The organism is Spongiimicrobium salis (genome assembly GCF_043678055.1).
GTDB lineage: Bacteria > Bacteroidota > Bacteroidia > Flavobacteriales > Flavobacteriaceae > Spongiimicrobium > Spongiimicrobium salis.
In genome coordinates this window covers 264823-279795 of the sequence record NZ_JBHEQA010000004.1, presented here as the reverse complement: position 1 = coordinate 279795, position 14973 = coordinate 264823, and the positions used below count along the sequence as shown (strand labels likewise).

The 14973-nt window shown below is 39.5% G+C and carries 14 protein-coding genes; 3 read left to right on the top strand and 11 right to left on the bottom strand.

Going from position 1 to position 14973, the window contains the following annotated elements; genetic code table 11:
* Position 1: 1 nt before the first annotated feature.
* The 11 genes from ACEXOE_RS18490 to ACEXOE_RS18440 all read right to left on the bottom strand — a co-directional run bounded on the left by ACEXOE_RS18490 (position 2) and on the right by ACEXOE_RS18440 (position 12018).
* Positions 2–1147 (bottom strand): aspartate aminotransferase family protein, encoded by a 1146-nt coding sequence (locus tag ACEXOE_RS18490; RefSeq protein WP_394750333.1) that lies wholly within the window; start codon positions 1145–1147, stop codon positions 2–4.
* Positions 1148–1189: 42 nt separating this feature from the next.
* A complete protein-coding gene (gene proC, locus ACEXOE_RS18485; RefSeq protein ID WP_394750332.1) occupies positions 1190–1987 on the bottom strand; it encodes a pyrroline-5-carboxylate reductase in 798 nt (265 codons plus the stop codon).
* Between the two features lie 36 nt (positions 1988–2023).
* On the bottom strand, positions 2024–2998 hold the full coding sequence (gene argC / locus ACEXOE_RS18480; protein ID WP_394750331.1) for an N-acetyl-gamma-glutamyl-phosphate reductase: 975 nt from the start codon (positions 2996–2998) through the stop codon (positions 2024–2026).
* Positions 2995–4185 (bottom strand): argininosuccinate synthase, encoded by a 1191-nt coding sequence (locus tag ACEXOE_RS18475; RefSeq protein WP_394750330.1) that lies wholly within the window; start codon positions 4183–4185, stop codon positions 2995–2997. Before ACEXOE_RS18475 ends, argC begins: the two co-directional genes overlap by 4 nt.
* A gap of 6 nt (positions 4186–4191) precedes the next feature.
* Positions 4192–4776: a GNAT family N-acetyltransferase gene (locus tag ACEXOE_RS18470; protein ID WP_394750329.1), complete on the bottom strand. Its 585-nt coding sequence runs from the start codon at positions 4774–4776 to the stop codon at positions 4192–4194.
* 215 nt (positions 4777–4991) lie between these two features.
* The gene (locus ACEXOE_RS18465) at positions 4992–6353 is read right to left on the bottom strand and encodes a glycosyltransferase 87 family protein (protein ID WP_394750328.1); all 1362 of its coding nucleotides are present in this window, start codon (positions 6351–6353) and stop codon (positions 4992–4994) included.
* 3 nt (positions 6354–6356) lie between these two features.
* Positions 6357–7841: a cellulose synthase family protein gene (locus ACEXOE_RS18460; RefSeq protein WP_394750327.1), complete on the bottom strand. Its 1485-nt coding sequence runs from the start codon at positions 7839–7841 to the stop codon at positions 6357–6359.
* Positions 7842–7843: 2 nt separating this feature from the next.
* Positions 7844–8533, bottom strand: coding sequence for a glycosyltransferase family 2 protein (locus tag ACEXOE_RS18455; RefSeq protein WP_394750326.1), 690 nt, complete (start codon positions 8531–8533; stop codon positions 7844–7846).
* Positions 8533–9018, bottom strand: coding sequence for a toxin-antitoxin system YwqK family antitoxin (locus ACEXOE_RS18450; RefSeq protein WP_394750325.1), 486 nt, complete (start codon positions 9016–9018; stop codon positions 8533–8535). Before ACEXOE_RS18450 ends, ACEXOE_RS18455 begins: the two co-directional genes overlap by 1 nt.
* Before the next feature lie 49 nt (positions 9019–9067).
* Positions 9068–10657 carry a 4Fe-4S binding protein gene (locus ACEXOE_RS18445; protein ID WP_394750324.1) on the bottom strand — a complete coding sequence of 530 codons (1590 nt, stop codon included), beginning with the start codon at positions 10655–10657 and terminating at the stop codon, positions 9068–9070.
* Positions 10658–10671: 14 nt separating this feature from the next.
* Positions 10672–12018 carry an NAD(P)/FAD-dependent oxidoreductase gene (locus tag ACEXOE_RS18440; protein ID WP_394750323.1) on the bottom strand — a complete coding sequence of 449 codons (1347 nt, stop codon included), beginning with the start codon at positions 12016–12018 and terminating at the stop codon, positions 10672–10674.
* A gap of 252 nt (positions 12019–12270) precedes the next feature.
* On the opposite strand from ACEXOE_RS18440, the gene ACEXOE_RS18435 reads away from it, so the two are divergent.
* The 3 genes from ACEXOE_RS18435 to ACEXOE_RS18425 are packed head-to-tail and all read left to right on the top strand — an operon-like array spanning position 12271 to position 14972.
* Entirely contained in the window at positions 12271–12996 is a 726-nt protein-coding gene (locus ACEXOE_RS18435) for a DUF547 domain-containing protein (protein ID WP_394750322.1), read from the top strand.
* Between the two features lie 34 nt (positions 12997–13030).
* Positions 13031–13927, top strand: coding sequence for a hypothetical protein (locus tag ACEXOE_RS18430; RefSeq protein WP_394750321.1), 897 nt, complete (start codon positions 13031–13033; stop codon positions 13925–13927).
* Between the two features lie 46 nt (positions 13928–13973).
* Positions 13974–14972, top strand: coding sequence for a glycoside hydrolase family 113 (locus tag ACEXOE_RS18425; RefSeq protein WP_394750320.1), 999 nt, complete (start codon positions 13974–13976; stop codon positions 14970–14972).
* Position 14973 lies beyond the last annotated feature (1 nt).

The following is a 14973-nucleotide window of genomic DNA, read 5'->3' as shown; positions in this document are numbered from 1 at the left end:
TTTATAAGATGCTATTGTCTAAGACCAATTCTTCTTGGAGCGCATTGAAAAATTGATCGATTGTGTTGGTGTCAATATTTAAGGCGGGAAGGATACGTAATACAAACTTATCTTTGGCGCCACCAGTGAAAATATGTTGCTTGTGAATCATTCTTTTCCGCAGCTCGGCCACTTCAAAATCAAATTCCAGGCCCAACATCAGGCCTCTGCCTTTTACGCGTTTTACTTGTGAAATGGATGCCGCCTTTTCATGAAAATACTGACCTAGCCTTGCTGCATTTTGAACCAATTGCTCTTGTTCAATAACCTCAAGTACGGCCAGGGAAGCTGCGCATGCCAAGTGATTCCCACCAAATGTGGTTCCCAACATACCATAAGAAGCTTTGATATCTTCATGGATGAGGACACCACCTACGGGAAAACCATTTCCCATTCCCTTGGCTATAGAAATGATATCGGGCTGTATTCCATGATGCTGAAAGGCAAAGAATTTACCTGTTCGTCCGTAGCCCGATTGTACTTCGTCCGCTAGGAGCATAGCGTTATGGGTCTTGCACAAATGGGCAATTTCTTGATAAAAGGAAGTACTGGGTTCATCTAAGCCCCCAACCCCCTGTATCGCCTCAATGATGACTGCGCAGACATCTCCTTTTTGCAATTCTCTTTTAAGGCCTTCCGAATCGTTCAAGGCCAAAAAACTAACTTCTTGTTGCGCATTTATAGGCGCATTTATTTTGGGGTTGTCTGTAGCGGCAACGGCTGCGGAAGTTCTTCCGTGAAATCCATTTTTAAAGGCAACTACTCTTGATTTTCCTGTTTTAAAGGAGGCTAGTTTCAACGCATTTTCGTTGGCCTCGGCCCCAGAGTTGCAGAGGAATAACTGATAATTTTCACAACCCGATAGGCTGCCCAATGTTTCTGCCAATTGCTGTTGAAGTGGATTTTGAACGGCATTGCTATAAAATCCAATGCGATCAAGTTGGTCTTTGATACGGGAAACATAATGGGGGTGGGCGTGTCCGATAGCGATTACGGCATGACCTCCATAAAGATCTAGATATTCCTGACCAGCTTCGTCAATGACAATACTGCCTTTGGCCGCTACGGGCGTAACATCATATAGGGGGTATACATCAAATAATTTCATAAATCACTGTTTTAATAGTCCTTTGGACTGGCATTTATAGGCTTAGTTTTTTGTCTTGAATTCGCTGATTTTATCAAAAGAAGCGACTACACCGCGAATCAGGGACGAACTAAGGCCTTGATGTTCCATTTCGTTCAAGCCCTTGATCGTACAGCCCATAGGGGTGGTCACACGATCAATTTCTTCTTCGGGGTGATTTCCCGATGCAATCAATAAATTTGCCGCACCATCGCAGGTATGCATGGCCAATTCTTGGGCTTCCTTAGCGTCGAAACCTAATTGTATGGCTCCTTGGGTCGTGGCTCGAATCAATCGCATCCAAAAAGCAATACCACTGGCGCATATAACAGTGGCTGCTTGCATTTGACTTTCAGGAATCTCCATAGAATGTCCCATTCTATTAAAAATGGCTTTGGCCAGATCAATACGCTTTTGCCCTTTTTGGTTACTACAGAGGCAAGTCATGGATTTCCCTACGGAGATAGCGGTATTGGGCATACTTCGCACGATGTACTGATCTGCTCCAATGATCGCTTCAATTTTCGCAATACTAAAACCTGTAATGGTTGAGATAACAATATGCTTATCGGTCAACAATTCTTTAATATCCTCCAATATGGCAGAAAAATGCCCAGGTTGCACGGCAAAAATCAACACATCGGACTGCTGTACCGCCTCTTTATTATCAGATGTTACGGTGACATTGCCGTATTTTTCAAAATCTTTGATATCGGCTACATTCCTTTTGGTCAAATACATGGTGGTTGCCCCATTGGAATGCAAAATGCCTTTGGCTATGGATAGCCCCAAATTTCCGGTTCCTATTATCGCTATTTTCATTTTTTCTTTTTATGAGATGACTATACTACTATTGGATTAAAACACACCGGCTTTCAATTGCAGTCCCGCTGTTTCTTCAAAACCGCACATCAAATTCATATTTTGTACGGCTTGACCCGAGGCACCTTTAAGGAGGTTGTCTATGGCTGAAGTAATCAATAACTGATCTTCATGCTGATGCAAATGAATATGACATTGATTGGTATTGACTACTTGTTTAAGGGTTATGGGTTCTTCAGAAACATGGGTGAATTTAGCGTTTGCATAGAATTCCTGATAGTACTGTTTCGCTTCATCCAGGCTTCCTCCGAAAGTGGTATAGGCCGTGGCAAAAATACCCCGGGTAAAATTCCCTCTATTCGGCATAAAGAGCAGTGTTCCGGTATGGGATTGTAAACTGTGCAGGCTTTCATTGATTTCCCCTAAATGCTGATGGGTAAAAGGTTTATACCAAGAAATATTATTGGTTCGCCAGCTAAAATGTGTGGTTGCGGAAGGACTGACCCCCGCTCCCGTGCTTCCTGTAATAGCATTGATATGTGTAGCATGCGTTAAAAGCTTATGCTTGGCCAATGGCAGTAATGCCAATTGAATTGCTGTGGCAAAACAACCGGGATTGGCAATGTATTGCGCTTTTACAATAGCTTCTTTTGCTAGTTCTGGAAGACCGTATAGGAACGCTTTACCGTCTAAAACAGCATCCTTTTTCAGTCTGAAATCGTTGCTAAGATCTATGATTTTAGTGTTTTCGGAGAAATGATGTTTTTTTAGAAATGCAGTAGAATTCCCATGGCCTAGACATAGGAAAACAACATCTACTTGAAGATTTACTTCTCCTGAAAAATTCATGTCCGTTTCGCCCAATAGATCCGGATGTGCAGATGATAATGGTTTGCCCGCTCTTGTGGTACTGTATACAAAATCCAAATTCGCTTGCGGATGATTTAGGAGTATTCGTATTAATTCTCCCCCTGTGTATCCCGATCCCCCTATAATTCCTATAGTAATCATGCTTCTTGATTTATATGTTGATATATTTTACCTGAATTGGAGGCAATTTTAATAAAACCCTTGGCCTCTTCTGCAGTCCAACCTTTGTTCATCTCACCGTAACTGCCAAAGGCGGCATTCATTAGGTCGTGCTGCGAAGAGATGCCGTGCAAGTCAAATCGGTACGGATGCAGGCCAACAAAGACATCTCCAGATACTTTCTTTTGTGTATCGGCAAGAAATACTTCTATATTTCGCATTACTTCATCTAAATAGTTGCCTTCGTGCAATAACATACCATAAAAATTGCCCTGTTGTTCTTTTTGAAATTGTTGCCATTTGGTCAAGGTGTGTTTTTCCAATAAATGATGCGCTTTTATGATGATCATGGCAGCAGCGGCTTCAAAACCTACCCTTCCTTTGATCCCAATAATAGTATCACCTACATGAATATCCCTGCCTATAGCATATGTAGAGGCTAGCTTGTTCAATGCGACGATGTTATTCACGGGCGTATCCGTTTTACCATCAATTGCAGTCAATTCTCCTTGGGAAAAACTAAGCTTAACCGTAGTTGGGGTAGTTTCTTTCAGGGGGCTAGGGTATGCGGTATCGGGTAAAGGCGCATGTGAGGTCAAGGTTTCATCTCCCCCTACAGAAGTACCCCAAAGCCCTTGGTTAATGGAATATTTTGCCTTTTCCCAGGCATAATCTACACCGTTCTCCTTTAAATATGCAATTTCCGCTTCTCGGGACAATTGTTCATCTCGAATTGGGGTAATGATTTGTATTTCTGGTGCAAGAATCTGAAAAATCATATCAAATCGTACCTGATCATTGCCAGCTCCTGTACTGCCATGGGCAATATAATGGGCACCTATTTTTTTTGCATATTGTATCAATTCTACGGCCTGAACAATACGTTCTGCGCTAACCGATAGGGGGTATGTATTGTTTTTTAATACATTTCCAAAGATGAGGTATTTTACCACCTTTTCGTAAAAGGTTTGCACTGCATCTATAGAGGTATAGGAGGTAGCTCCCAATGCTAAGGCCCTTTCTTCTAAAGTTTTGATTTCTTTTTGGGAAAAACCGCCGGTGTTCACGCTAACGGCATGGACTTCATAGCCTTTTTCTTTAGACAGATATTTGGTACAATAGGAAGTATCTAGGCCTCCGCTATAGGCCAATATTAATTTATGGCTCATATGTTCTTAATTTTTATGGGGGGATGATTTTTTTATATTCGTTTTTGTGGATTTACTACTGCCTTTCTTAGAATCGGCCGTGTATAGCATTCCTGTGCATAGGCACATCTTTTGCTCTGTGCGTGTTAGAATATCAAAATTCTTACAGGTTTGGCATCCTTTCCAGAATTCAGGGTCATCGGTCAATTCGGAGAATGTAACGGGTTTGTATCCCAATTCATAATTGATCTTCATCACGGCTAAACCTGTAGTGATCCCAAAAATATTGGCATTGGGAAATTTTGTTCTGGAGAGTTCAAAAATGGCCTCTTTAATCTTTTTGGCCAAGCCTTGATTTCTGTAATTGGGGTGAACAATAAGGCCGGAATTGGCAACAAACTTTCGATGTCCCCAAACTTCGATATAGCAAAAGCCTGCAAATTCATTACCGTCCAATGCAATAACGGCATTTCCATTTTGCAATTTCTTAAGGATGTACTCTGGCGTACGCTTGGCGATTCCTGTACCCCTGACTTTTGCCGATTCTGCGATGGTATCACAAATCACAGGGGCATATTTAAAATGCGATTCATTAGCAATACAGATTTCCATTGCTATTCTTGTTTTGAAATAAATACTATACTTAAATGGTCTTGTGGTAGATTGCGGAAATGGACTCACCTATTTCCAATATATGGAAGCACCCTTACGGGCGACGACGGCGAACGGGTACGGGAGCATACGTAGGAGCGATAGTCCTAGAAGTGATGTGTATGTGTACTTGTTCGTTCATTATGGGTCAAATGTACAAATTAAATGGTTTCGACCTAATTTGAAGCCTGATTTTTATTGAAAATTAATTTTTCACCCTTCAATTTAAAGATTTCATAAGCCAAAAATCCATATACTGCTATATATTCAATGGTCAATAGCCACAAATTCTCCTTATAATCGGCATTGGAATAGGCCCAATAGCTCAATATGACCGTAAATGACCATAATAAGGCATAGCGATATTCTGAAAAAACCCCAAGGACTACCAAGAAAATAATATACCATGGATGAACGGTGGCTGAGGTGAAATAATAAAAAGTCAGCATCAATAGCATGGAGGTAAGGAGTACGGGAAGGCTTTCATTTTTTCGAAGAAAAGTCAATAGTAAAGCGACAATAATAGTAAGTATAGGCGTTATTTTCCCATAAATTTTAATGAGTATCCATGGTTTTCCATCAAACTGTACCGCAATGGATTTGATGGCATTATATAAACCGGCATTAAATTCAAAATTTGAAAACCAAAGCCCTATGGTCTGGGAATAATTATCTATAAATTCAGAAGAAAAGAAGGGGACTAAGAGTATAAGTATAGTTCCTCCTATTACACTATAGAAGAGGACTGTCTTTTTAAATTTAAAATGGGTCAGGAATAGGGGAAGGAACAGTATGGGGACCAGCTTTACGGAAATGGACAAGGCATACACTACAGCGGCCCATAACCATTTATTTTTAGCCAATAGGTAGAGAGACCATACAAAGAAAAATAACATAACTCCTTCAAAATGGAGGTTTCCAGTAAGTTCAATAATCACTAAGGGGTTTACGAAATACCAGAAGATGTTATGTGTGGATCGGTTTAGATGCGACAATAACTTTCTTCCAAAATAAAGAATCCCGATATCGGCCAGTATAATGAGTAGCCGCATAACAATCACAGCACCTAGGACACTTTTGCCGGAAAGTAGTGAGGCCAGAGCAAAAATGGCCTGATTCAAAGGAGGGTAATTGGAAAAATGACGGGCACTTAGACTTCCCATACCATCGTAGAGCTCCTGGGCATTGGCGATAACCAAATCTTCTTGCAATATGAGTTTATCCGGAACATAGAGGTAGGGATTAATTCCATTGCTCACCAGTTCCCCATCCCAGATAAAGCGATAAAAATCCTGAGAAAGATTAGGTTCCACGATAAGAAAAACAAGGCGAAACAGGATTCCTGCAACCAAAAGAAACTTAAAATTCCATTTTTCAAATTGGATAAGCTTGTAGCACAAAAAGAATAAGGCAACAAACAAACTCAAAAGCGTAGGGAAGTCCGTGCGATCCAAAGAATACGCAAAGGTGCTATAAAGAACAAGGCTTAATAACAGAAGGAGAATTGGAAATTTATGGAGTTTCCAATAGGACAACATCTCTTATGCTTTTGCAGTCAATGATTTAAAGAATACAAATCCGAATCCTAGAAATAGCATGAAATGAAATGGGAACAACCCAAAGTCATTTAGGGGAATGGCGCTATACATGCCAAATAAGAAGTACAGCATGAGGGCGGCCTCTAGAATCATATTTGGGGACAGTTTTTTGGCCAGATATTTATTGCCTTTCCAGCTGTCTCCGAGATTATTGATGTTAAACTTTGGTGTGCGTACAAATTCACTTCGTTTACCGATATGACCTTCCAGAACAGCCATGGAATTGTGCAAAGAGAAACCAAGGGCTACCGAGAAAAAGGTAAAGAAGAGTTTAATGTAATCTACAAAATTATCAAAACTGCTTCCCTGAATACTCTTGTAGGTGAACCAATAGCAGATAAACAGAATAATAGTACTGATAATAAAGAAACTTGTTACCTGAAAAACCCATCCCAAATGTCCATACATATTTTTAATATACAGCATCGGAATACTCAATAGGGCAACAATGAATACACAAAGGAACATAGAGCTGTTCAACAGGTGCATTACCCCATGAAATTTTGTTTTAAAAGAGATGTTTTTTGCGGTGATAACACTCCAGACCGTCTTTCTGAAATTTTCGGCACCACCTTTGTTCCAACGGAATTGCTGAGATCTTGCGGCACTGATCACTACGGGAAGCTCTGCCGGAGTTTCCACATCTTCCAAATATTTAAATTTCCAATTTTTCAATTGGGCACGATAACTCAAGTCAAGATCCTCGGTCAACGTATCCCCTTCCCAGTTTCCTGCATCCAGAATACAATCTTTTCGCCAAATTCCTGCGGTACCATTAAAATTGATGAAATGTCCTTTGGCATTTCGCCCAACTTGTTCCAAGGTAAAATGAGCATCAAGGGCAAAAGCCTGAATTCTGGTCAAGGTGGAATATTCTCTATTGATATGCCCCCAGCGGGTCTGTACCACCCCAATTTCTTCGTCCTTAAAATAAATGACGGTTTTTTTCAACCAATCGGGATCAGGAAGGAAGTCGGCATCAAAAATGGCAATAAAATCCCCTTTGGCAATTTCCAAACCTTCTTTGAGGGCTCCTGCCTTAAAACCTTGACGATTGGTTCTCCGGATGTGGGTAATATCCAAACCGGTTTCCTGTAACTTTTTAATATGTGCAGCAGTATCCACGACAGAATTATCCGTGGAATCGTCCAATACCTGAATTTCCAATTTGCTGGAAGGATATTCTATTTTGGAAATGTTTTCCAATAAGCGTTCCATAACATACTCTTCATTGTAAATGGGGAGTTGAATGGTTACATACGGAATTTCCTTTGGGTCCAATAAATTGTATTTTGGAGCTTCCTGATTTCTTTTTTTATAGCCCAAATAGTTGATTAATAAATTCAATTGCGCAAGGCTATAGAAAAATATCAACAATAGTGCAATACTATAAATGGCAATAATAACGTAAGCAATAATTAGTCCCATATTTATTTAATGCTATATTTAAATATCCAACCAAGGATTTTTATGCCAGCAAATATAGTACCTTTTACAGTACCTGACACCTTTGATACACCAATTCTTTTTTTGTAACGTACTGGTACTTCGGTGTATGTCAACTTCTTTTTTAGCGCTTTCAACTGCATTTCCACGGTCCAACCATAGGTTTTATCCTTCATTTCAAGGGATAACAACTTATCATAACGGATAGCTCTAAAAGGGCCAAGATCCGTGTATTTTGCCCCGAAGAACAATTTCATCAATGTGGTGGCCAATTTATTCCCAAAAACCTGTTGTGGGGTCATTGAGCCTGCTTCACGCAGTGCACTGGTCCGAGATCCTATCACAAAATCTATGTTCTCTGAAAGAATAGGGTGTACCACTTTTGTGAGTTCTTCCGGATAGTCAGAATAGTCTCCATCCATAAATACGATGATATCTGGCTTTTTGGATTGTTTGGCAATATATTCCATACCGCATAGACATGCAAAACCATATCCTTTTCTTTGTTCTGTAAGGACCGTAGCTCCAGCGGCTGTGGCATTGACCACAGTATCGTCTGTAGAGTCATTATTTACAACAATGATTTCAGATACGATCTCGGGAATATCCTTAATGACATGAGCGATGGAATCACCTTCATTAAAAGCAGGGATAATTACTTTGATGTTCGCCATTATCTTAAGTCAGATAATTTGTTTTCCCTTTTAAAACTTTTGAAGCTAAACCACTCTTTGATTTTTTGTCCGTTTTTGTATTTTTCAGCTGATGCCAATTTCTCATTTTTATATTTGAGGCAATATCCGTTTTTTATTCCATCATGCAGCTGACATTTATGGATTATTTTTCCACTTTGATCATAAAATAACCACCAGTTGGCTTTTTTTCCATTTTTGTAATGCCCTTCCATTTCCAATTTTCCATTTTCATGGAAAAAATGCCAGTATCCCCTTCGTTGCCCATTTTTAAAATGTCCTTGCTGGAATTTTTTACCGTTCATATGATAAAATTTCCAGTAGTCCACTTTGTGGTTTCCGGCCAACCAGCCTTCAGATTTAATTTTTCCATTTTTATGGTATTCTTTGTGGTACATCTTTCCTGAAGGGGAAACATGGCCCATAAAGAGTGTCATGAAAACGATTAAACTAAGTTTAGAAAACATCCCTTTGGTTTTTTTATTTGGTCGCGATAAAAAAGAAGACCTAACGGATTTATTTGTTGTTTACCAAATCCATAAGGTCAACATCATTTCCTAATAAAACCTGAGTAGGGTTAATGCGTCCTTCCAAGGGTCCATTTTCCAACTTTAACACGCCTCGAGGACATACTGCAGAACAGACACCACAACCCACGCAACTGGAACGCACAATATTCTCTCCTTTTTGGGCATAGGCTCTTACATCGATACCTTGTTCACAATAGGTAGAGCAATTTCCACAAGAAATACATTGTCCCCCATTCGTGGTAATTCTAAAGCGGGATTTAAAGCGTTGTACGAAACCTAAGTATGCCGCCAGTGGGCAACCAAATCTACACCACACTCGATTTCCAAAAATAGGATAGAAACCTGTTCCAATGACACCGGCAAATACGGCACCGATCAAGAAGCTATAGGTGTCCATAACACTTTGCACCTTAATGCCTAAAACAGTACCTGTTTCGGCAAAAAAGCCATAGAGGGTCATTCCCGTCATCACAAGTGCAAAGAGCAATACCCCGTGAATTAACCAGCGCTCTATTTTCCAGGAAAATAAGGACTTGCTGGAATGTTGTCTGTAGGGGTCCCCAAGTGTTTCGGCCAATCCACCGCAACCACAGACCCAAGAGCAGTACCATCTTTTTCCAAAGAAATAGACCATTACAGGAACAATGACTAGGGTAAGGGTAATTCCCCAAACCAAAATAAACAACCCTAGACCACCAGAACTGATGAGTTCTTTGAGGTTCCAATTAAAAAAGAAATCATAATCCAAAGGAAAGGCATTTTTAAAATCGTACCCTTTGCTATATGATAATTGTAGGCGTACCATAATCTCCGGAATCAAAAACGCAAATACGATTTGAAAGAACAACACAGAGGTAGTACGTACCATTTGATACATATTGTGACGGTACTTAATATACATTCTAACGGCCATTACCACCATTACAACACAATACATAAGACCATAGACGAACCATTGTCCTGCAGGATTTCCACTTAAGCTCTCACTAATGGGATCTGCTAAATAGGTCCAGTTTATGGCATATTCCGGAAGGAAATAAAGGATAAGGTAGAAAGAGACCAGAAAGATAAAAACAAGCCAGGCAACAAAGCCTTTATTGGTAGCACTTTCCAAATAAATACCATTGTTTTTTATTCCCTTTTTTCCTAAAAGCACCACATTGGGAAGAATGAACATCAAAGCTCCAATGATGCCCAATCCAAAGGTTAGGAACCACATGAGGCCTTTGTTTTCTACAATAAAACCTTTTCCGGCAGCTTTGGCAACATTGGCGGCCATCTCATGGGGCTTTCTATAAATGATCTTCCCGTATTCCTTATTTTTTCTGTGTTGGGCGTTTACACTTTCTAAAGTAGAGGTGACCTTAGGGGATAGGGCGGCAACCCCATTAAATTCCTTGCCAACAACATCTTTTTGTATGCGTTCTATAAAGAGTTCACTTTTAATACCATTATCCGCTACAAATTTTTCAAAAGTATCCTGAGATACCTGAAACTCTCCAATAAATGGAAGTACGGTGAATATTCCAAGGCCTACCAAGAAGATAACAAGGCCTATATTTTTTATTGCTTTCATATTATTTTACTTACCTATGCGTTACTGAAAATACGTTTCCAACTTTTCTTTTTTGGCGTAATGGAAGTGCCGAAATCTGCATTGAACTTTGCTACTATGGCAACTTCGTGAAGTGCGTAGAATTCAGGATCAAAATTGGCATCCTTTAAATATTCCATGACGTGTTCTACACTTCGCTCTTCCGTTAGCCAACGATTAAAGATTTCATGGCGCATACGTATTCCAAAGGTGTTGATGCCCAAAAACTTTCGTGTTACTTTATCGAAAGCTACGGTAACACAAATTTTTTCGGTGGCATGTCTCCAGTGAAAATGAACTTCATTCTCCTTCATGCCGCGTTCGCTGAATACCCATCCATAGGTTTGATATTCCACATCCAAAAATTTCGCAGAATTGAACCAATGTCCGGGTTTGTATTCCGTCTTATTCCCACAGATGGTCTGGGCCACGGTTTCACCCATCATACGGCCGGTATACCATACCGCTTCTATAGGTCTGCGATTTCCAATAGGTTCATGTTGCTCGGCACAATCACCAATGGCATAAACATCAGGGATATTGGTTTCCAAATGTCGATTTACTTTTATTCCTCGGCCCAATGCAATGCCGGAATCCTTAAGAAAGGCAATGTTGGGGGAAACTCCTGCAGTAAGGCCAACTACATTACAGGGTATGGTATCCCCTTTATCTGTAGTCACTGCTTTTGCTCTGCCGTTTTCATCGGCAATAATTTCTACGAGATTGGTCTCTAGCCTTAAATCAATATGATGATCTAAAATATGTTCGTTGATCAATGCAGATTCGCCTGCTGGAAGTACACCGTTCCAAAAACTACTTTCCCGAACCAGAAATGTAACCGGAATATCTCTTGTACGTAACATTTCGGCCATTTCTATACCGATCAAACCTCCACCCACGATAACGGCCCTCTTACAGACCTCTTTATTGGGGGCATTAGCTTCCAAGGCGTCTAAATCCTGCTTGGAATACAAGCCTTGTACCCCATCTAAATCTTGTCCTGGCCACCCAAACTTATTGGGTTTGGATCCAGTGGCCAATATGAGTTTATCGTAAGTAATATTTTGTCCATCCTTAATAATAAGGGTTTTGTTTTGATGGTCAACGGTTTCCACATAGCCCTTGACAAGGTCTATCCTATTTTTTTTCCAAAACCAATTTTCATAGGGTTGTGTATGCTCAAACTTCATATGCCCCATATATACATACATTAATGCAGTGCGGGAAAAGAAGTAATCGGTTTCGGCTGAGACAATGGTGATTTTTTTATCGGATAGTTTTCGGATATGTCTTGCCGCGGTAACGCCGGCAATACCATTACCGATAATAACGATCTGTTCCATCTTATATGTTTAATTGAAGGTTGTTAAGGATTATGTCGCTCATAAATATAAGAACTTATTCCAGAGAATTAATTTAGAAAGAATTTAAATATGATAAAAATGCAAATAATTTGTAAGGTTGCAAATATTTTATGTGCATATAAAACTCTGATTTCTAAATCCTTAAAAAATTCATAAAAATAAATCTTTTTTGTAGGGTTGTTAAAATTATAGCGACTTACACCGGTATTAAATGCTAACAAACAATTTAAGATGAAATCACAAATTAAGATTACGATAACTGCAGTAGTACTATTTGCTTTCTCATTTGGACAAGCCCAGAGTACTTCAGAATTCTTTACCAAAGCCGATACTTTCTTCAAGACACATGTAAAGAATGGTAGAGTGGCTTATAAAGCGATAAAAAGTGACCCCGCTTCTTTGAACGAATTAATTTCCATGGCCGAGAATATTACGGTTTCCAAGGCAAATGCCAATGAATATCAAGCTTTCTGGATCAATGGATATAATTTATCTGTCATTAAAGGTATAGTGGACAATTACCCTATAAAATCCCCATTGGATAAAGCGGGCTTTTTTGACAAGATCAAACATAATATTGGCGGTAAGAAAACCACATTAAATGATATTGAAAACAAATTGTTGCGCGCTGTGTATCCAAACGAAGCCCGTTTTCACTTTGTATTGGTATGTGCCGGTCTAGGTTGTCCCCCGATAATAAATAATGCGTATCTCCCTTCCACATTGGATAGCCAATTGGAAAAGCAGACGAAAATAGCTTTGAACAATCCATCTTTCATCAAGGTGAACAAAAACAAAGTAAAAATCTCTCAAATTTTTGAATGGTATACCGGAGATTTTAAGAAGAACGGAAAGAGTTTGGTAGATTATATCAATCAATATAGAACTACACCTTTACCGGCTAAATCAAAAGTTTCCTATTACCCTTACGATTGGGCTTTAAACGAAATAAAATAATAAACACGAATAATCAATTATTAAAACTACTAGAATGAGATCAATGAGAAATTACGCAATGCTTTTTGGATTGCTTTTTGCAACGAGTATAGGATTTGCGCAAGACGATAATACGGACGATACACAGGATAGCGGACAAAGTAATATTCAGCAGTATACTCCCTCAAAATTAATTGGGAAAGGACAATGGGATATCAAATGGTTCAACAACCTGTATACCCAAACAGAAAGTACCTTTACAGAAGGACGAGAGCCTAGACAAACCTTTTTTACGTCTACTTTTGAAATCTATACCGGTGTAGGAGAGAATAAAAGATGGAATGTAGGGGTGATTGCACGTATTCGATCTAATGTTGTTAATGATAGAAGTGCTTTGGATGTATTTAGTTTTGATGGAGCCGAAGATGCACGTTCCGGATTTACGGCCTTTGCGCCCTCTGTTAAATTTGTTCCTTTTGCTAAATTGAGCAATTTTTCCATCCAGAGTTCTATTTTTATCCCCTTGATCGATAATGAAACGGAAAACACCTTTAATGTATTCTTGGATCAGAATGGATTTGTATGGCAAAACCGTTTATTCTATGATTACACTTTCCCAGGTGGAGATTGGCAATTGTTTTCAGAGTTGACCACGGAATTGAACTTTGGTGATGAAGATGAGAGTTTTGCAAACAATAGTCTTAACCTCAATCCAGGACTCTTTTTGAGCTATTTTCCAAGTGCCAACTTTACGGTATTGGTATTGGCGCAACACTCACAACGTTTGGATTTAGGAAATGATTTTACCCAGAATTTTACCGCTTTGGGCGGGGGTGCTAAATTCCAATTGAGCAAAGCGTTGAACCTGGAATTGTTATATACCAATTTTGTACGGGGAGAGAATACAGGTCTTGGACAAACATTTAACATAGGACTACGAGGAATTTTTTAGAAAACATCCTTAAATACCTTATTTTAGAAGCCTTAATCGTATTCGTATGAAAAAATTAGGGCTTCTTTTTTTGCTTTTTATTCAACTGTCCTGTAACAGTCAAACTACAGAAAAGATCAATGGGGTAAGTTTTGTGGCATCCCGGGATGCAGCTACACAGGAAAGTGTTGATGCTGTACTAAACGTCAATGCCAATCACTCTGCAGTGATGCCTTTTGGTTTTATTCGGGATATCGCCTCTCCTGAAATTATTTTTAACACGGATCGCCAATGGTTCGGAGAAACAAAAAAAGGAGCGAAACAGTACATAGAACTGTTACAGAAAAATGGAATAAAAGTAATGGTGAAACCCCAAATATGGATATGGCATGGGGAGTTTACCGGAACTTTAAAGATGAATTCCGAAGAAGAATGGAAAGCTTTGGAGCGTTCTTACGACAAATTTATCCTAACCTATGCGGAATTGGCGCAAGAAACAAAGGCGTTTTCTTTTTGTATAGGTACAGAACTGGAACAATTTGTTGCCAATAGGCCAGAATATTGGAAAGGTCTTATCAAAAAGATAAGAAGCATTTACAAAGGAAAGCTGACGTATGCGGCAAATTGGGACGAATTTACAAGAACTCCTTTTTGGAGCGCATTGGATTATATAGGAGTGGATGCCTACTTTCCCTTATCCGAAGAGAAGACACCTTCTGTTTTGGCGCTTAAAGAGGGTTGGCAGAAGCATAAAGGTAAAATGAAAACATTGTCCCAGGAAACGGGAAAACCTGTTTTGTTTACGGAATATGGGTATCGTAGTACGGATTATAATGCCAAGAAACCTTGGATGTCCAATAGGGAAACCACGGTAAACTTGGAAGCCCAGGTCAATGCCACACAGGCAATTTTGGAGGAATTCTGGAAAGAGGATTGGTTTGCTGGAGGGTTTGTTTGGAAATGGTTCATACATCATGAAAGAGCAGGTGGGGAAGACAATAATAGGTTTACACCACAAAACAAACCTGCGGAAAAAGTGTTACAACGATTGTATAAAATAAAGTAAT